At 58.4% G+C, this 17003-nt stretch carries 15 protein-coding genes and 2 pseudogenes; 12 read left to right on the plus strand and 5 right to left on the minus strand.

Going from position 1 to position 17003, the window contains the following annotated elements:
- Window positions 1–175 precede the first annotated feature (175 nt).
- Together PSPTO_RS29905 and PSPTO_RS15960 are read left to right on the plus strand one after the other, a co-directional pair.
- Entirely contained in the window at window positions 176–337 is a 162-nt protein-coding gene (locus tag PSPTO_RS29905; RefSeq protein WP_005766152.1) for a hypothetical protein, read from the plus strand.
- A gap of 4 nt (window positions 338–341) precedes the next feature.
- Entirely contained in the window at window positions 342–980 is a 639-nt protein-coding gene (locus tag PSPTO_RS15960) for a helix-turn-helix domain-containing protein (RefSeq protein ID WP_005766154.1), read from the plus strand.
- Window positions 981–1090: 110 nt separating this feature from the next.
- Here PSPTO_RS15960 and hopAB2 read toward each other — a convergent pair whose 3' ends face one another.
- Entirely contained in the window at window positions 1091–2752 is a 1662-nt protein-coding gene (hopAB2, locus tag PSPTO_RS15965; RefSeq protein ID WP_011104378.1) for a type III secretion system effector E3 ubiquitin-protein ligase HopAB2, read from the minus strand.
- A 353-nt stretch (window positions 2753–3105) separates the two neighbouring features.
- Between hopAB2 and PSPTO_RS15970 the strand changes: the two genes are divergently transcribed.
- The 7 genes from PSPTO_RS15970 (at window position 3106) to PSPTO_RS16000 (ending at window position 10633) form a co-directional block, all read left to right on the plus strand.
- Complete coding sequence (locus PSPTO_RS15970; protein ID WP_011104379.1) at window positions 3106–4734, plus strand: ABC transporter substrate-binding protein; 1629 nt, start codon at window positions 3106–3108, stop codon at window positions 4732–4734.
- Window positions 4731–5681, plus strand: coding sequence for an ABC transporter permease (locus PSPTO_RS15975; protein ID WP_011104380.1), 951 nt, complete (start codon window positions 4731–4733; stop codon window positions 5679–5681). The genes PSPTO_RS15970 and PSPTO_RS15975 overlap by 4 nt, the downstream gene beginning before the upstream one ends.
- A 4-nt stretch (window positions 5682–5685) precedes the next feature.
- Entirely contained in the window at window positions 5686–6603 is a 918-nt protein-coding gene (locus PSPTO_RS15980) for an ABC transporter permease (RefSeq protein WP_011104381.1), read from the plus strand.
- Window positions 6600–8246, plus strand: a complete 1647-nt coding sequence (locus tag PSPTO_RS15985; RefSeq protein ID WP_011104382.1) for a dipeptide ABC transporter ATP-binding protein — start codon at window positions 6600–6602, stop codon at window positions 8244–8246. The genes PSPTO_RS15980 and PSPTO_RS15985 overlap by 4 nt, the downstream gene beginning before the upstream one ends.
- Before the next feature lie 38 nt (window positions 8247–8284).
- A complete protein-coding gene (locus PSPTO_RS15990; protein WP_007246274.1) occupies window positions 8285–9121 on the plus strand; it encodes a class I SAM-dependent methyltransferase in 837 nt (278 codons plus the stop codon).
- 128 nt (window positions 9122–9249) lie between these two features.
- Window positions 9250–9771: a hypothetical protein gene (locus PSPTO_RS30065; protein ID WP_046463770.1), complete on the plus strand. Its 522-nt coding sequence runs from the start codon at window positions 9250–9252 to the stop codon at window positions 9769–9771.
- 400 nt (window positions 9772–10171) lie between these two features.
- The gene (locus tag PSPTO_RS16000) at window positions 10172–10633 is read left to right on the plus strand and encodes a DUF3574 domain-containing protein (protein ID WP_011104385.1); all 462 of its coding nucleotides are present in this window, start codon (window positions 10172–10174) and stop codon (window positions 10631–10633) included.
- Between the two features lie 99 nt (window positions 10634–10732).
- Here PSPTO_RS16000 and PSPTO_RS16005 read toward each other — a convergent pair whose 3' ends face one another.
- The 3 genes and pseudogenes from PSPTO_RS16005 to PSPTO_RS16015 all read right to left on the minus strand — a co-directional run bounded on the left by PSPTO_RS16005 (window position 10733) and on the right by PSPTO_RS16015 (window position 12246).
- The gene (locus PSPTO_RS16005; protein ID WP_226992635.1) at window positions 10733–11002 is read right to left on the minus strand and encodes a hypothetical protein; all 270 of its coding nucleotides are present in this window, start codon (window positions 11000–11002) and stop codon (window positions 10733–10735) included.
- 38 nt (window positions 11003–11040) lie between these two features.
- Window positions 11041–11685, minus strand: coding sequence for a hypothetical protein (locus tag PSPTO_RS16010; RefSeq protein ID WP_046463771.1), 645 nt, complete (start codon window positions 11683–11685; stop codon window positions 11041–11043).
- Between the two features lie 67 nt (window positions 11686–11752).
- A pseudogene (locus PSPTO_RS16015) lies at window positions 11753–12246 on the minus strand (Hcp family type VI secretion system effector).
- A gap of 532 nt (window positions 12247–12778) precedes the next feature.
- Here PSPTO_RS16015 and PSPTO_RS16020 point away from each other — a divergent pair.
- Window positions 12779–13324: a BRO-N domain-containing protein gene (locus PSPTO_RS16020; RefSeq protein WP_024668283.1), complete on the plus strand. Its 546-nt coding sequence runs from the start codon at window positions 12779–12781 to the stop codon at window positions 13322–13324.
- A gap of 28 nt (window positions 13325–13352) precedes the next feature.
- Window positions 13353–13475: pseudogene (locus tag PSPTO_RS16025) on the plus strand (amino acid ABC transporter ATP-binding protein); the annotation flags it as partial.
- A 51-nt stretch (window positions 13476–13526) separates the two neighbouring features.
- On the opposite strand, the gene PSPTO_RS16030 reads toward PSPTO_RS16025, so the two are convergent.
- Window positions 13527–15455 carry a methyl-accepting chemotaxis protein gene (locus tag PSPTO_RS16030; RefSeq protein ID WP_011104387.1) on the minus strand — a complete coding sequence of 643 codons (1929 nt, stop codon included), beginning with the start codon at window positions 15453–15455 and terminating at the stop codon, window positions 13527–13529.
- A 301-nt stretch (window positions 15456–15756) separates the two neighbouring features.
- Here PSPTO_RS16030 and mexE point away from each other — a divergent pair, with 301 nt between their 5' ends.
- Window positions 15757–17001, plus strand: a complete 1245-nt coding sequence (mexE, locus tag PSPTO_RS16035; protein ID WP_007246281.1) for a multidrug efflux RND transporter periplasmic adaptor subunit MexE — start codon at window positions 15757–15759, stop codon at window positions 16999–17001.
- Window positions 17002–17003 lie beyond the last annotated feature (2 nt).

Genomic DNA, 17003 nt, shown 5'->3' on the forward strand with positions numbered 1-17003 from the left:
ATAGAGCGGGAACGGTGTATGACTCAAGGCTGCGCACCTGCGCCTTGCTAAGCACCAAATGGAATTAATACATACCAACTCAGTATTTATGGATCTATACGGATTCGCAGTAGTGTGAGCATCACTTGGCCGCCCGCCCAGGCCAACCCCATGCAAAACCTGTGAGAGCCGCCTCATGTCTGATTCTGCAAACGTCATCGATTTCAATCTTTACCGCAAACGACGCCAGGCACGGGCTGCGGCTGAACTGATGTGGGCCATGTACGTCGCCAGGGCCAGCGTTTCCAGTTTCACCGTTGCCGTTGCAAGCACCTCCAGCGAGACGCGCCAGGCCTGAATCAATGAATTTTCTACACACCGTTGAGGGTCAGGAACAAACAGCACAGGGATCCGGTGACAGCATCCAGAGCGATGAGGACCTGATAGGCCCCCGGGTCGCGCGCAACCTGCAACGGTTGCGCAGCAAACGCTATTTATCCATGGACGCACTCGCCCGCCTGACCGGCGTCAGCAGAGCAATGCTTGCGCAAATCGAGTCAGGCCGCAGCGTGCCGTCGATCAAGGTGCTGTGCAAGATTGCCAAAGGCTTGAAGGTCTCGATCGCTGCATTTCTCGAGGACCGCGCCTTTGAAGGCGTGGAACTTTTGCCTGCGCAACACAGCAAGCGACTGGTCAGTGCCAGTGGTGTGTTTGTCAGTCGGGCGTTGTTCCCCTTCGACATGGCACGCCAATCTGAATTTTACGAGATCCGTCTTGGTGCATTAGGGGAAGAAATCTCCAACGGGCATGGCCCAGGGGTGCAGGAAAACCTCGTAGTCGCCCAGGGCGTGCTCGAAGTCAGCGTCAATGAAGAGCGCTACTTGTTGTCCACCGGCGACTCGATTCTGTTCTACGCCGACCAGCCGCACCGCTACCGAAACCCCGCCGACAGTGAAGCGTTGGCGTTTCTGGTGATGACCTACCCCGAGCGCATGGACTGAGCCCTGACGCAGGTGCGAAGTCCGTGACTCGGGAGCTTTCCACGCCGACCTTCGAAGTGGCAGTGAGCGCTGTCGGCGCTAGCTTGATGGGCTTTTAGCTGTCAGCGCGGTCAGGGGACTATTCTAAAAGCATACTTGGCGATATTTTCGGCGTTAAGCGTTTCTCTGGTCATCGGATGCTCAGGCTTGCCTGCGAGGAATTGGGCAAGTTTTTTCATATCCATGAACGCCAGGTCCTTATTTCCCTCTTGGCTGTAAGGCTGCGACGTGTCCGTCGGATTACCCGCCAAACCGATCACCTGCTGATCCGGATTACTCAGCGACAATTCTCCGCCAAAAAGACAGTGCGTCACGTCATCCGTGTGATGATCTGCCGCATCCTTAAAACCCAGCTCTTCAGATTCAGCATCGGCCTTCGAAATTGTGCGCAGCTGACTGAATTGTGACGCGATAGGGTCCAGGGCTGCCCGGATATTAGCCACCACTGCTGGCCGCTCAGCCCGGTCGGTTACAAAGGCCGCAACAGCCTGCCTTACCCCCACCCCCGGGTTCAGGTTAAGCAAGCGCACTCCATAAGCCACATTATTTTCGTAATCCTCCCGCTCCGGCATCACCCGCAATCGTGTTGCACGCGTACCATCCGGTCGCCTGGAGGCGGTCGCGGGAGCCACGGGGACGGCTGGACGAGGCGCTCTTTCAGCGCTGGGACGCAGCCCCAGCATGCGATTCAACGCTACATTCAAATTCAGCAGGGGATGTTGCACAAGGCTTTCCCCCAAGTCGATACTTGGGTTAATTCCCACATTCTGCAACGCGCTGCCTATATCGAGGGGGATAGGGAGGCGCTGCATTACATGTCTTTCAAGGGCCGTGCGCAGGTGCTCTAAATTGACCCCCTGTTGTACTAACCCCCGCAGCGCGGCGTCCGCCTCGTCATTGCCACGATTACGCATCGCAGCCCTGTCGACGCGTATGGGTCTTTGGTTGACGCGTGGCGGGCTCCTGTCGACCGGCGTCTGAGAGGCGGCAGTGTTCGACGACCGTCCCTGGTTTGGCGCCATCAAACGGGCAAACCGTCCAAATAAAGAACGCTGACTGCTGCCCGATGATGATGCCGCAGGGCTGGCCGGTGTTGGCGTGGGCGACCTCACTGGCGCTGACGCCGCCTGTTGGTGAACCGCTCGACGAAGCGCCCCACGGAGCTCGATAGCGAGTTCCGAATCTCGGCTGATTCCATGCATGGGCATGTTCGGGAAATGCTGGCGAAATATGTTCTGTTCTACTCGAGAAAAAGCGACTGCGTCGCCATTCATTGCATTGCGGAGCATGTTACGAGTATGCGAAATATCAGCGCCCTCACTGACCAATTGCTGAACGATACTGTTGGCGTGTGCAACCGCCCCTCTACGCGGTGCGCTGGCATCGGCAGTTGCCTCCGGCGTGCGTCTTGCCTCTGCACGCGGCGTTGCGGCATCGGCAGTCACCTGTGGCCTACGACGCACGCTGGCATCCTCCGCTGTAGGCATACCCTGCTCCAGCCACTCCCTGGTTTGGCGCGACAGCGCCGTGGATCGTGAAAGCCTCTCACGTCCGGTTGGCGGCGGTGCGGGCGCGTTCGACGGGGGAGTATTCGAGGGTCGCGGCTGAACCTGCGGACTGTTCGAGGAGCTGGCGCCGCTGCCGGATCCGTGTGCTTGCCCCGATACTGGCTCGGGGTCTGTGTGGCCAACAAAATAAGCGCCCGATGGTCCCGCTCTATTGATACCCGCCATATGCTGATCCTCTCCGATCTTCTGCCTGCGGACCGAATCACCCGCAAGATCAGCGCTGTGTGGCAAAAGAGCAGGAAAGAGTTCCATCACACCTTTCCCTATACACCCTGGGGAACGTACACCACACAACCAGACCCACCCTCTAAAAATACCAATAAAGCATAATTAGTTATCAAATAAATCACAAAAACCTATATTAGCTTAGAAGAAAAAAGACTTTTACAGTGCCCTTCCATAAGAATACGGTCTTAAAACCAGCTGGAGCGCTGCGCTCGACTTGAAGAGGATTTTTCCATGCCCCGCACTCAACCTTCGACATTCCCAAACGGATTCGTGTATCGGAGGGCAGCACGATGAGCGGGCGCCCTCTCCTCACGCGCCTGCTGTTCGCCGCTATTACTGTCACCCTGCTCGGCTGTTCGCCTCCGAGCCAGGACAGCCAGGCTGGCAAGACACTCAAGGTCACTTTTTTCAGAGACAACACCACGCTGGTCAGCCTTGACCCGTTCCAGGTGTACTGGCTGGAGCACCGGGTGGTGCTGCGTAACGTCGCCGAGTCGCTGACCGATCAGGACCCGCAGACCGGCAACATCATTCCCTGGCTGGCAGAACGCTGGGACGTCAGTGACAACGCGCTGGAGTACACCTTTCACTTGCGCAAGGACGTGACGTTCAGCAATGGCACGCGCTTCGATGCCCAGGCCGTAAAGACCGCCTATGACACCAACAAGGCGTTCGCCGACCAGTTGCCGGCCACCTTTGGCGCGACCTACCTGAAGGGCTACGACCACGCTCAAGTGCTGGATGACTTCACCGTCAAGCTGGTGCTGGCCAAACCCAATGCCGGGTTCCTGCAAGCCACCTCCACCACCAACCTCGCCATACTCGCTCCGCAGTCCTACGCACTCAGCGTCAAGGAGCGTTCATTGGGCGCGATCATCGGCACCGGGCCGTTCGTGCTGGAGCGCTACACCCCGGAGAGCGGCCTGCGTCTGACCAAGCGCAAGGGCTATGCCTGGCCATCAGCCAACGCACAAAACAAGGGCGAGGCGCATCTGGATGCAGTCGACGTCAGCTATGTGCCGGAAGAAAGTGTGCGCAACGGCCAGTTCGTTCAGGGCCAGGTGGATATTCTCTGGCCGCGCACCCCGTTTTCCGAGGTCGATCTGAACCTGTTCAAATCCAGGGGCGCGACCATCCAGAGCCGTTCGCTGCCAGGGCCGGCCCTGAACATGTACCCCAACACCCGTGGCAATCGCATCCTCGCCGACCGCAACGTGCGTCTGGCCCTGCAAAAGGCCATTGACCGCAAAACCTATGCAGCCACGGTTTACAACCCGCAGTTCCCGGTGGTTTCGGGCATCTACGATGTCACCACACCGTTTTACAAAAACCAGGCTGACAAACTGGCCTACGACCCTAAAGGGGCCGAACGCCTGCTCGACGAGGCTGGTTGGGCGAAAAACGCCGACGGCTATCGCTACAAGGACGGCAAGCGCCTGAAACTGGCTTACAACCTGTCGCCCGCCGAAACCGCTGGTGACGTGCTGATCCAGGATCAACTGCGCAAGGTCGGTATCGAGCTCAAGCTCAACGTGGTCACCACCGCCGAGTGGGCCGCGAACAATGCCGCAGGCAACTACGACCTGACCTACAACTACATGACCCGCGCCGACCCGATCATCCTGCAGACAATCATCGACCCGCGCAGCGCCAACAGCTCGACGCTGGCCACCAACCTTTACGCACCGCAAACGCTGCCAAAGGCCCTGGAACTGTTCGATGCCGGGCTGACCGCCACGCGCAGCGAGCAGCGCGCAAAAGCCTATGGCGACTTGCAGGATTTGCTGATCGACGAAGGTTCGGCATTCCCGGTCTATGAGCGGGTCTGGCAAGCCGCCACTGCAAAAAACGTGCGTAACTTCCACTGGACCGCCGAAGGGTTCGCGCTGTTCAACGACATCGAGATCGCAGCGCCATGAGCCGTTATATCCTCGGCCGAATCGCGCAGGCGTTGCTGGTGCTCTGGGGTGCCTACAGCATCACCTATTTCATTCTATACCTGCTGCCCGGTGACACGCTGTCGATCATGCTCAGCGCTTCCGGTGTTGAAATCGACTCGCTGTCCGCGCAGGACCTTGCCAAGGCCAAGTTGTATTACGGGCTGGATCGCGGGGTTTTCGAGCAGTACTTCGACCTGTTGTGGGGCGCGATTCACGGCGATTTTGGCAATTCGCTGACCCTCAACCGCCCGGTCTCGGAACTGCTCGTCGAGCGTCTGCCGCAAACCCTGAGCCTGGCGGGCCTGGCTATCGTGCTGTCGCTGATCGGCGGGATCGGTCTGGCGTACCTCACCGCCTACGTGCGCTGGCAGCCGCTGAAAGTGGCGCTGTCACGCTTGCCGTCGCTGGGCTTCTCGGTGCCGGTGTTCTGGATGGGCCTGCTGTTCATCCAGTTGTTCGCGTTCAGCCTTGGCTGGTTCCCGGCGACCGGCAATCAGGGCTTCGCCAGCCTGATCCTGCCCGCCGTCACGCTGGCGATCCCCAGCGCTGCGGTGTACGCGCAGGTCCTGCAACGCGGCTTTCAGGGCGTGTGGAAAGAACCCTACATCATTACCGCCTACGCCAAAGGCCTGACCCGCGCGCAGGTTCAGGCCCGCCATGCGTTCAAGAACGCCGCCCTGCCGCTGTTGACGCTGATCGGTCTGCAAGTGGGCAACACGGTTTCCGGGGCCGTGCTGGTGGAAACCATCTTCGCCCGCGCCGGGGTCGGCCGTCTGGCTCAGGAAGCCGTGCTGCGCCAGGACATTCCAGTGGTACTGGCCATCGTTGCGGTTTCGGCCGCAGCCTTCGTTGTGGTCAATCTGATTGTTGACCTGCTGTACCCCGCGCTGGATCCGCGCATCGCCCATATGCCAAAGGTCTCCTGACGCCATGACCATTTTCGACGACCGCCTTGCACGCCTGACCCAGGCTGTTCTGACCTCTAAAACCCCATCGGCGGCGCAATGGCGACGACGCAGCAACCTGAGCCGAGTGATCGAGGCGGTCAGGCCGCTGCTGCGTCGGCCGGGGTTTGTGCTCGCCGTAGCGTTGGTGGCCTTTGCGCTACTGGCGGCGCTGGCACCCAACCTGTTGACCAGCTACGCGCCTTACGCCACCTCGCCCACCGACAAACTCATCCCGCCGAACGCCGTGCACTGGTTTGGCACCGACGAACTGGGCCGTGATCTTTATACCCGCGTTGTGCATGGCTCCAGCCTGTCGGTGCAGGCCGCCCTGCTGGCGGTGGGCATTGCCATGGCCGGCGGCCTGAGCCTTGGGGTGATTTCCGGTTTTGCGGGGGGCCGCATCGATGCCGTGATCATGCGTTTCATCGACGTATTGCTGGCGCTGCCCGGCCTGCTGCTCGCGCTGGCGATTGTCACCGCCATCGGTTTCGGCACCCTTCCGGTGGCTATCGCGTTGGGCGTGGGGATCATTCCCGGTTTCGCCCGCACCACCCGCGCCGAGGTGCTGCGGGTCAAGACACTGCCGTACGTGGAAGCGGCGCGGCTGGGCGGCGCCAGCTGGACCCGCACCTTGCTGCGGCACATTCTGCCCAACGCCTGGGGCCCGGTGGCGGTGCTCGCCACGCTGGATTTCGGCGCGGCGATTCTGGCCACCGCCGGGCTGAGCTTTCTCGGCTTCGGCGCTGAACCGCCAGCCGCCGAATGGGGCACGCTGATTGCCAATGGCCGTCACTTCCTGATGACGGCGCCTTGGGTGTCGCTGCTGCCCGGTCTGTTTCTGGTTGGCGTGGTATTCAGCTTCAACCACATCGCCCGCACTCTGGAAGAGGTTCAACGATGACTGACAGCCCGCCCCTGATCGACATCCGTCATCTGAGTGTCGCTTACCGCTTCGACGGCCAGACCAACCAGGCCGTGCGCAACGTGTCATTCCAGGTGGCCAGCGGCGAAACCGTGGCGATTGTCGGCGAATCCGGCTCCGGCAAGTCAACCCTGGCCAACGCGATCCTCGGCCTGCTACCGGACAACGCGCGCATCAACGGCGGCGAACTGCATATCGATGGTCACGACCTGAGCCACGCCTCCGAGCGCGAGAGACGTCGGGTTCGCGGCAGTGTGATCGGTCTGGTGCCACAAGACCCGATGGTCAGCCTCAACCCGACATTGCGCATCGGTCGGCAGATTGCCGAAGCGCTGATTCTGGCCAATGGCCGCCGCTATCCGGCAGTCGATGCCGATGTGCTGGAATTGCTCCAGCAGGTCGGCCTGGACAAGCCCGTGCTGCGCGCCCGACAGTACCCGCACGAGCTGTCCGGCGGCATGCGCCAACGTGTGTTGATTGCCATTGCGCTGGCCGGCAACCCGCGCCTGATCATCGCTGACGAGCCCACCAGCGCGCTGGATGTGACGGTGCAGCGCAAGATCCTCGATCACCTGCAACGACTGGTCGCCGAACGGGGCATTTCCCTGCTGATCATCACCCATGACCTCGGCGTGGCAGCCGATCGGGCTGATCGCGTACTGGTGATGAAAAGTGGCGAGCTGGTCGAACAAGGCGCGCCGCAACACATTCTCATCAACCCGGCTCATGCCTACACTCGCGCACTGATTGCCGCAGCACCGGCTTTCGGCCAGCGCAAAAGCCCGGCAGCACCCCGCGTGGTGTCGAGCAATGACACGCCGCTGTTGACCCTGAGCAACATCGGCAAGACCTATCGCTTGCCTTACGTCAAAGGCGAGGATGCCGATTTTCAGGCGTTGCACGACGTCAATTTCAAGGTATATCCGGGCCAAACCCTGGCGATTGTCGGCGAGTCTGGTTCAGGCAAAAGCACTGCGCTGCGCATTGCCCTGGGCCTGGAGAAACCGACCTGCGGGCGAGTGTTGCTTGAAGGACGTGATGTCACCGACCTCGGCTGGCGCGAGTTCAGGCCCTTGCGACGGCGTATCCAGTTGGTGCAGCAAAATCCGTTTGCCGCGCTGGACCCGCACTTTACGTTATTCGAGAGCATCGTCGAGCCACTGGTCTCATTCGGCCTGCTGAAAGGCCGGGAACTAGAACAGGCAGCCCGCCGGTTGATCGAGCGAGTGCACCTGCCAGTGGCTTACCTGGACCGCCTGCCCCGCGAGCTGTCGGGCGGGCAGCGCCAGCGGGTGGCGATTGCCCGAGCGCTGGCGCTGAAACCGGATTTGCTGCTGCTTGATGAGCCGGTGTCGGCGCTCGATGTGTCAGTGCAGGCGCAAATTCTCGACTTGCTGGTAGAGCTGCAAGCCGAATCCGGCATTGCCTACGTGCTGGTCTCTCACGACCTCGCGGTGGTCGCCAGCGTCGCCCATCAGGTGCTGGTGCTCAAGCATGGCAAGACCATCGAACACGGCCCGGCCAGCGACGTTTTCGAGCGGCCGGAAGCCGCCTACACTCAAGAATTGATTGCTGCGATACCCGGCCGCCGCCTGGAGCTACAGGCAGCGGCACAGCACTAAAATCCGGCCCGTTTCAGCCGTCTACTTTCAGGAAGATCATGAACAAAGCCCTCATCGCGTTAAGCCTCGCCACCCTCCTGCTGCCCGGTATCAGCCAGGCTGCCTCGCCCGACGCGCACATCAGCGACGAGCAATACGCCACAGTGCTCAAGGGCCCTTGGCGAGCCAAGGAAAACAGCGCGCGCGACACCTATCGCCATCCACAACAGACCCTGCAGTTTTTCGGTGTGCGGGCCGACCAGACGGTCATCGAAATCACCCCCGGTGGCGGCTGGTACAGCGAAATTCTTGCGCCATTGCTCAAAGACCGCGGCCACTACATTGCGGCGCTACAGGCGCCCTCTTCCGATGAATCAAGCAAGCAGGCCGCAGACCGCCTTAAAAAGAAATTCCAGGCCGACCCCGCACGTTATGCCAACGCCGGATTCGTCGAGTTCGACCCGCAAAAACCGGTGTTTGGCGCACCCGACTCGGCCGATCAAGTGCTGACCTTTCGCAACGTGCACAACTGGATCGAGGCCGACGATGCCCGGCAAATGTTTACCGGGTTCTTCGACGTACTCAAACCGGGCGGCGTGCTGGGTGTTGTAGACCATCGAGGCAACGAAGGCGCAGACCTGCAGAGCATCAAGCAAAGTGGCTACCTGCCCACCGCCTACGTCGTGAAACTGGCCACCGAAGCAGGCTTTGAACTGCAAGCGCAAAGCGAAATCAACGCCAACCGCAAAGACACCAAGGACTACGAGGCAGGCGTCTGGACACTGCCGCCGGCCTTGAAGCTGGGTGACAAGGAGCGCGCCAGGTACCTGGCCATTGGCGAGTCGGACCGCTTTACACTGCGCTTTGTAAAACCGATCAAGACGGCAAGCCGGTAGGCGGCACTGCGCTACAAGCGCCTGGCCAACCGCTGAAAACACAAAAGCCCTGACGCGCAAACGTCAGGGCTTTTCATTGCCGGGCCGGTCGCAGCGCCTCAGCGCTGCGTGACCGAACCGATCAGCAGGTGCAGCACATCATCGGCATGCCGTTGCAGCTCATCATCATCGGCATGGTGCAGTCGTTCATCATTTTCATCATCAATGCGCAGCAGTTGCTCATCATTTCCATGCTCATGCCAGGCATCGGCATCAACATGCACTTCATGCAATCAGCCTCGACGGTGCAGGTCATCATGCACTTCATCATCGGCATAGGCATGCCCATCGGCATCATCATCGGCATGTTCATGCCAGACATCATGTTCATCATTGCCATACCGTCTTCCGACATGCACATCATCGACATGTTGCCGCACTGCATCATCATCGGCATGCCGCAGGTCATCATCATCGACATCATGTCGGCGCTGTTCTTGAACATAGTCATGTCCATGCCCGCAGCAGGCTTCATGGTGCACATCATGCCGTCGGCCATCATCTCGCACTGCATGGTCGCCATCATCATGGGCATGCCCATCATCGGCATCATTGGCATGGCGTTGTTCATAGGCATCTGCATTGCATTCATCATGTTCGAAACTCCGTAATCGAAAGGGATGTTGAAATTCATGGGCGGATTCTAGAGATACGCAGACACGCCGCAAGACGCTGGTCAAACGGTCGGATTCAACGCTCAAGGCGCTTGATCCCCCATAAAAGCAGCATCCGACTCGTGCATCACAGCGGCATCAACAGCTATAGCAGCTGCCCATGACGCTGCAGCGTCGATCTGATGACAATGGATATGCCTTTGTGATCTATCGATAAAACCAAAAGAAATAAACGGTCTAAACAGCTGCCACTTTGATGAAGTAGAAACGCTGCAAGTTGGCCCTGCTTATTCTTTTTAGTCGCAAGAAGCGGTTTTTTATTATTTCAGTCCCTGCACCTGGCTTCTTATAGTGAGCCTTCACTCTGAACGCTGTTATGTGCCCCAAGGAATGCCTGATGCCCGCACGTCTTCTGTTACCTGGCCTGCTATTACTGCTGGCCGGGTGCACTGCCACCCCCGTTTTGCCGGTGCATACAACCACCCCGTCCAGCGCAACCCTGCAGGGCGACAGCCGCCGCCCAGCACAAGCGCAGTGGCTGCGCACCGAGTTGTACTTCTCGACCGGGTCGCTGGACGATCCGCAGCATCAAGTGAATGCGGCGCGCTGGCGCGAGTTCCTCGACAAGGAAGTCACCCCGCGCTTTCCGGACGGCTTCACCGCATTCGATGCCTACGGCCAGTGGCGCGACAAAGACGCTGCCCAGCCAGAGCGGTTGAGTACCAAAGTCATTGTCATCCTGCACGAGAACACCGCCACACATCGCGCAGACATCGAAGCCATCCGCCTGGCCTGGAAACGGGTGACGGGCGACCTGTCGGTGTTGCGGCTGTCGCAGCCGGCGGAGATTTCTTTTTAAGTGTTGAATGGCTGGTTCGCCAATGAACATCGCCTGCACCTGAGGGGCCAACGCCTCACAGGTTCGGCGTTTGATTGCCCACGTGAGCGACGTCGGCCGCTAACCGTATATGGCCAGAACCACGCCAAAAAGCATGATCGTTAATACGGCCTCTTTTCTAGAATAAAACACGCCAATGACCACTTGGAAAACGACAGCCATCGCTACCGCCATACCTCGAAAAACCGATCGATTGCTATCGCCAGGTTCCATGGGCTCGGCTAATGAATAGTGTTGCAGCGGTGCAAGGGAGTCAGGTTCAAACCAGTCATACTGCGAGCCCTGGAAAAACGCATAGGCAAGCAGGCATGTAAGGTAGACGGTGTACACGAGGAATCTGGTTAGGCACTTTCTTACTTTTATAAAATTCATATCATGAGCCGACTGAAGCGTTGCCGAGAATTGACAATGAAATTGCCATAACGAGTATCTCTTTTTATTTCCTCAAGCGACAAATCCATACCACGATTATAGCGAGCGCCTATAATCCTAACTTCATCCATTCCAATAGAATCGAACAGATCATGGTCGGCAAGCATGCGCAGATGCTTTGCGACTACATTGATATTGTACACATCGCGCTCAAGGCAGTTAGCCAGCCCCCTTAGCTGATCGGTATTCATATCGTCAGGGTTAAGCCCTAGAGTACGAGCTGCAGTACGAAGCTGTATGCTAACCCACCCGAAGCTTGTTTTTGCCGGCGGCACTGTCACGACTCTCGACGGAGTACCCAAATGGTCAAAGCTTCTTACCTCGAATGCGACTCTATCTATAAAATTCGGATCGCCTCCTGTTTCAATCCAGCACACCCCAGCCAACAGTTCTACAGGAAGTGAATACTCATCCGCCGATGCTCTAATGTATTGTTTATTGTGGACTAACCACGCATCTTTAAAACGCTGTATGTAGCCACGCCCACCAGCAAAGCGCTCAGGCACCAGCTTCCAAAAAATGACATCCAGTGCACCCCACACTGGACTATGGTTGGAATTCGTACTGCAAAAATCATTCATATCAAATCCTTGATACCTGACTCACCCGCACAAAATATCTGCATTGGAATTCGCGAAGATAAGCGCTTTACGCAAACGGCTTGTTTGCGACCCTGTCCCACCCACCGGAAACCATACCCGCGCTAGCACCGTCTGTACGACGCTGTTGAGAGTATTCAAATTTTATTCGGCCATAGTTCAGTGTGATGGACTCTACCGGCAAGCCCGCATGCTCTGCACCCCGCCCACTGACGGTAGAGATTAAAACCTCCTCCATAACAATATCTAGGTATTAAAATTTCTCACTGCCAGCGCGATGCACTCGAAGCGTTACGGTTTTGATGCGCGAGCCTTTACAGCATAGTTCAAACAGCTTCGGCGTTGCGCGGTCTACATATTTACTGACCTGAAAATCTACAAGCGTCACACCGCCAGCGGACGCACCACCGCTTGAACTAGCAGAATGACTGATCGATTGCACCGCATCATAATGGTAGGATAATAACTCGCCCCCCCCTTATGTTCGACATCCACAGACTCACCTTCAATACCTTCCACTTTCATAAACGTATCAAATGACATGATGATTTCCTGATCTGAGATTTAAGAGAGCCCAACGTACACCGAACTTTTCACCTGTTAAAAGGGCTCATCATTCGAGACCTTAACTTTCAGAATGCACCGTCAGACTTTTATGCTCATGCAAGTAGGAAGTTCACGCCAGCAATGTAGTAATTATCTCACTCAACGTGTAAGAATTTTCCATTGCGCCGCAGCCCCCCCAACAACCCGGCAAACCCTCCAGACTTTCGTTCTGCTCGACGAGCTACTATCCCCCCTTGCCACCCCACCCCCACCACGCTAACCTCCCCGCCGTTCGCTGCAAAACCAGCGGCTGGGTTTGGCGACCCAAAGAAAAGACAAAAATACGCACCATCGCAAAGCAGCAGATTCTATCGGTCTGACTTTCGCGCTATGGCGGCTGTGTGCGGGAGACCTTCGGGTCTGCCGGGGTTTGTCTTTTTGCCCGGTTCGCCAACCCTCGCACAGCTGCCACCCATTCGTTTGGCGACGATTCGTGGCGGCTCTTGATAAACAAAAAAGAGTGTCATACATGCAAAATATTGCTCTCAGAAACACCCACACCGCCTATTTCGACGCCACTCTGTTTCTGCGCCACAGTCGCATGCTGCGCGCCATTTTTACTGACGCCCAGGCGTGGTTCTGTCTGGCCGACCTTGCCCGGCTGATGGGCAAGGCGCTGGACCAGCGCGCCACGCTCAAGCTTGATGCGGATCAGCGTCGCGAGGTCTGGTTGCAGGCCAATGGCGAGTGCCAGCGGCAATTGATGATCAGCGAGTCCGGCACGCTGGCGCTGCTGGTTCATCACTACGTGCCGGAGAACCGCGCGCTGCGGCAGTGGCTGACGCATGAGGTGCTGACGGTTTTACACGATCAACAAAACGTGATCCTGGACAACCCCAGAATGACCCAACTGCAATGGCCGGGCACTTCGTTGAGCGTGCTGCACTGGCGCAGCGAAACCTGGATTCGGTTGCGCGATATGCCGAATGTGGTGACCGAGGCAGCGCCCCGGCCGCAGCCGGCGTTATGGCGCAGGGTGTTGAAGCGGATGGAATGCAAACGCACCGTTGATTGATGAACCCTATACCGTCAAAAACCGTAACGCTGATCGCGTGTTATTCATGGAGGGCGGCCGCATCGTGGCCAACGGCAGCCCGGGCGAGATTCTGCTCAACCCGGAAAATGAACGCACCCGACGCTTTCTGCAGTTGGTTGAACAGCTCTGACGTTCAGCGCTGCTTTTTGCTACACGTTATGAGCACTACACGCTGCGCGGGTCAGATCCGAAAGCGCGCAACCATGCCTTGCAGGTTACTGCCCAGGCGCGCCAGTTCTACCGTGGACGCTGCGCTTTGCTCGGTCGCGGTGGCGGACTGATCGGCGATGTCACGCACACTGATGACACTGCGATTGATTTCATCGGTGACGGCGCTTTGTTCCTCGGCGGCGGCGGAAATCTGCTGGCTCATTTGTTCGATGGTGACGATCGAGCGAGTGATCTCCACCAGCGATTGCTCAGCCTGGCGGGCCAGTTCCACGGTGCCTTCAGTACGCTGGCGGCTGGCGTCCATCAGCTCCGACGCGGCTCCAGTGCCGTGTTGCAACGCCTGAATCAATGCTTCAATTTCAGTGGTGGATTTTTGCGTACGCTGCGCCAGCGAACGCACCTCATCGGCGACCACGGCAAAGCCACGACCTTGCTCACCGGCACGTGCAGCCTCGATAGCCGCGTTGAGCGCCAGCAGGTTGGTCTGCTCGGCGACCGCCTTGATCACATCGATCACCCCGCCGATCTTGTCACTGTCCTGAATCAGACGCTGCATGGCCTGCCCCAACTGCCCGACTTCACCGGCCAACTGGCTGATTTCGCGAGTGGCGTGTTGCACCACGCTGCTGCCGTGGGCGGCACGATCGCTCGCCTGTCTGGCAGCCTGCGCGGCGTCCTCAGTGTTCTGCGCAACTTCCTGCACGGTAGAGGCCATCTGGTTCATGGCGGTGGCCACCTGATCGACTTCCATTTTCTGTTGAGTCACGCCAGCGCTGGTCTGCTCACTGACCGCTGAAAGCTCTTCGGCTGCCGTGGCGATTTGCGTCACGCCATTGCTGATACCGCCAATCAGCGTGCGCAGCGATACGGTCATGTGTTGCATGGTGTTTTGCAGCAGGCCCAGTTCATCCTGGCGAGTGGTGCTGATGTCGTTTGTCAGATCACCGTCGGCAATGCGCCGTGCTGCGATCACAGTGGCGTTGAGCGGACGGGTAATCTGACGGGTGATCAGGATGGCCGCCAACACACCCAGCAACAGTGCGATCAACGCCACCGTGAGCAACTGAGTGACCGCACTGTCTTTTTCCTTGTTGGCACTTACCACCTGACCGGCCATCAGGCCATCGGCACTCTTGAGGATGTCCAGCGACTGTTGACGCAGCGTGTCGCGGATCTGGTCGTTCTGTTGCATCATCTGCGAAATGGACACCATCAGCGACTTGTACTGTTGCAACGCCGCAAGCGCGGTGTCGACAGCAGGCATGGCCTGGTTCGGCAACAGGGTACGAGCGCTCGTGACCTGCGCAATCAGGCCGTCTGCAGCATCGAAGGTAATCTGCTTGTTGTCGGCCGTAGGAATGCTGATATAGCGACGGAACACCAGGCGAAAGTTGGTCATGCCGTTGCGCAAATCGCCGGCGATCTTCACTTGATCAATACTGTTCTGATCAAGCGAGCGAGAAGCATCTTCGAATGTCTTTTGCAGCAGCGTTTCAAAGCTTGCACTGACCTGCTCGGAGATAGCAATGAGCGGCTGCATGGCCTGATCGATTTTCTGATTGTTGTCGACCAGTTGATTGAACGTCAGTCGCAACCCGCCCGCCTGGTCACGGATACTTCTGAGGATATCGGCGTTGGCCGGGACGGTCAGAATCCTGAGACCTTCTTCGATCGTCTTGCCCAGGCTATCAAGCGCAGTGCCGTAACTTTGCGCGTTGCCGGCGTCAGGCTTGGCCGCGTAAATCTGGGCAGCGATTCTGATACTCAGCACGTCGGCTTTCACCTCCGCGACCCTGGACGCCTTGCCCAGGCGCTCGATCAGCAGGTTTGTGCTGAGGTAACCAATAGCGGTTACTGTCAGTACACCCAAAAGAATCATCCCGAAGCCGATACTCAGTTTCTTGCTGACGTTCAGATTGTCCAGCCATGTCGATTTCATCAATTGCGCCTTGGTATATTTCGGGATACCCAAGGATCGACGTGGCGCTCGACAACTTGATAGTCATTGCGATTGCAAAGATTGATCGGACACATAGCGATATAACATGAGCGTATTCACGGTTTTAGGGTAAGTGAGCGGCATCGCCCGTACCGCCTGTAGCCAAGCCTCGGCACGCCGCCCAGGCGCCCTGTAGGCATGCATCATTCTGGCTGATAGTAACCTTTGGTTTATTCGATTCGTTAATAACACCCCTCGCGCAACAGAATCCGCCCATCGTTTATTATCGGCGGAACTTCTCATGACCCAGACACTCAGCCATCTGCGCTACCCTCTCACCGCCCTCGCGTTGATCGTGATCAGTGCGTGCGGCGGCGGCGCGCAACAGGCCGCCACCGCACCCGGCGCAGCCAAGGTCACCGTGGCCAAGGTGCTGGAGCAACCGGTCAACGAATGGGATGAGTTCACGGGGCGCCTTGAAGCACCGGAAACTGTTGAAGTTCGCCCTCGCGTATCTGGCCAGATCGATCAGGTCGCGTTCACCGATGGCTCGGTGGTCAAAAAAGGTGACCTGCTGTTCCAGATCGACCCTCGCCCGTTCCAGTCCGAAGTCCGCCGTCTTGAAGCCCAGTTGCAACAAGCCCGTGCGGTCGCATCACGTAGCGACAGCGAAGCCCAGCGCGGTGAGCGTCTGCGCAGCAACAACGCTATTTCCGCCGAGCTGGCCGATTCGCGCAGTACCTCGGCACAGGAAGCCAAAGCCGGCGTTGCAGCCATTCAGGCGCAACTGGACCTGGCCCGACTTAACCTCAGTTTCACCCGCGTGACCGCTCCGATTGCAGGCCGCGTGAGCCGTGCCGAGATTACTGCGGGTAACATTGTCACTGCAGATGTCACTGCACTGACCAGCGTGGTCTCCACCGACAAGGTCTACGCCTACTTCGACGCCGACGAGCGTGTCTTCCTCAAGTACACCGAACTCGCCCGCAAAGGCCAGCGCGGCCAGACCACGCCGGTCTACCTGGGGCTGTCCAATGAAACCGGCAACCCGCACCTGGGCCAGATGAACTTCGTCGACAATCAGGTCAACCCGAGGACCGGCACCATTCGTGGTCGAGCGGTGTTCGACAACACTGACGGCAGCTTCACACCGGGGCTGTATGCACGGCTGAAACTGGTTGGCAGCGGCACCTACTCGGCAGTGCTGATCAACGACGAAGCGGTCGGCACCGATCTGGGCAAGAAGTTTGTGCTGGTGATGGACAAGGACAACAAGCCTGCTTACAGGGCTGTTGAACTGGGCCCGAAAATCGAAGGCCTGCGTATTGTGCGCAACGGACTGGCAAAGGACGACACCATCGTCGTCAAAGGCTTGCAGCGTGTGCGCCCCGGCCAGCCTGTAGACCCTGAAATCACCCCGATGGCCAGCGCCGACACCCTCGCCGCACTGCAAAAACAACGCCAGGCCCTCGACGCCAGCACCCAGCCACAGGTGACGTCCAAAGCCGCCGTCAAAATCGCCAGCGCCTCCGCGCCGCGCGACTAAGG

Source organism: Pseudomonas syringae pv. tomato str. DC3000 (assembly GCF_000007805.1).
Classification (GTDB): Bacteria; Pseudomonadota; Gammaproteobacteria; order Pseudomonadales; family Pseudomonadaceae; genus Aquipseudomonas; species Aquipseudomonas avellanae.

What these genes read in the sequence shown, in the direction of transcription:
- PSPTO_RS15985 (WP_011104382.1), top strand. Translation starts at nt 6,600, where the DNA reads ATGACTGACAGCCCGCCCCTGATCGACATCCGTCATCTGAGTGTCGCT.
- PSPTO_RS16010 (WP_046463771.1), bottom strand. Translation starts at nt 11,685, where the DNA reads ATGAATGATTTTTGCAGTACGAATTCCAACCATAGTCCAGTGTGGGGT.
- PSPTO_RS15970 (WP_011104379.1), top strand. Translation starts at nt 3,106, where the DNA reads ATGAGCGGGCGCCCTCTCCTCACGCGCCTGCTGTTCGCCGCTATTACT.
- mexE (WP_007246281.1), top strand. Translation starts at nt 15,757, where the DNA reads ATGACCCAGACACTCAGCCATCTGCGCTACCCTCTCACCGCCCTCGCG.
- PSPTO_RS16030 (WP_011104387.1), bottom strand. Translation starts at nt 15,455, where the DNA reads ATGAAATCGACATGGCTGGACAATCTGAACGTCAGCAAGAAACTGAGT.
- PSPTO_RS16020 (WP_024668283.1), top strand. Translation starts at nt 12,779, where the DNA reads ATGCAAAATATTGCTCTCAGAAACACCCACACCGCCTATTTCGACGCC.
- PSPTO_RS15990 (WP_007246274.1), top strand. Translation starts at nt 8,285, where the DNA reads ATGAACAAAGCCCTCATCGCGTTAAGCCTCGCCACCCTCCTGCTGCCC.
- PSPTO_RS15975 (WP_011104380.1), top strand. Translation starts at nt 4,731, where the DNA reads ATGAGCCGTTATATCCTCGGCCGAATCGCGCAGGCGTTGCTGGTGCTC.
- PSPTO_RS29905 (WP_005766152.1), top strand. Translation starts at nt 176, where the DNA reads ATGTCTGATTCTGCAAACGTCATCGATTTCAATCTTTACCGCAAACGA.
- PSPTO_RS16000 (WP_011104385.1), top strand. Translation starts at nt 10,172, where the DNA reads ATGCCCGCACGTCTTCTGTTACCTGGCCTGCTATTACTGCTGGCCGGG.
- PSPTO_RS15960 (WP_005766154.1), top strand. Translation starts at nt 342, where the DNA reads ATGAATTTTCTACACACCGTTGAGGGTCAGGAACAAACAGCACAGGGA.
- PSPTO_RS15980 (WP_011104381.1), top strand. Translation starts at nt 5,686, where the DNA reads ATGACCATTTTCGACGACCGCCTTGCACGCCTGACCCAGGCTGTTCTG.
- hopAB2 (WP_011104378.1), bottom strand. Translation starts at nt 2,752, where the DNA reads ATGGCGGGTATCAATAGAGCGGGACCATCGGGCGCTTATTTTGTTGGC.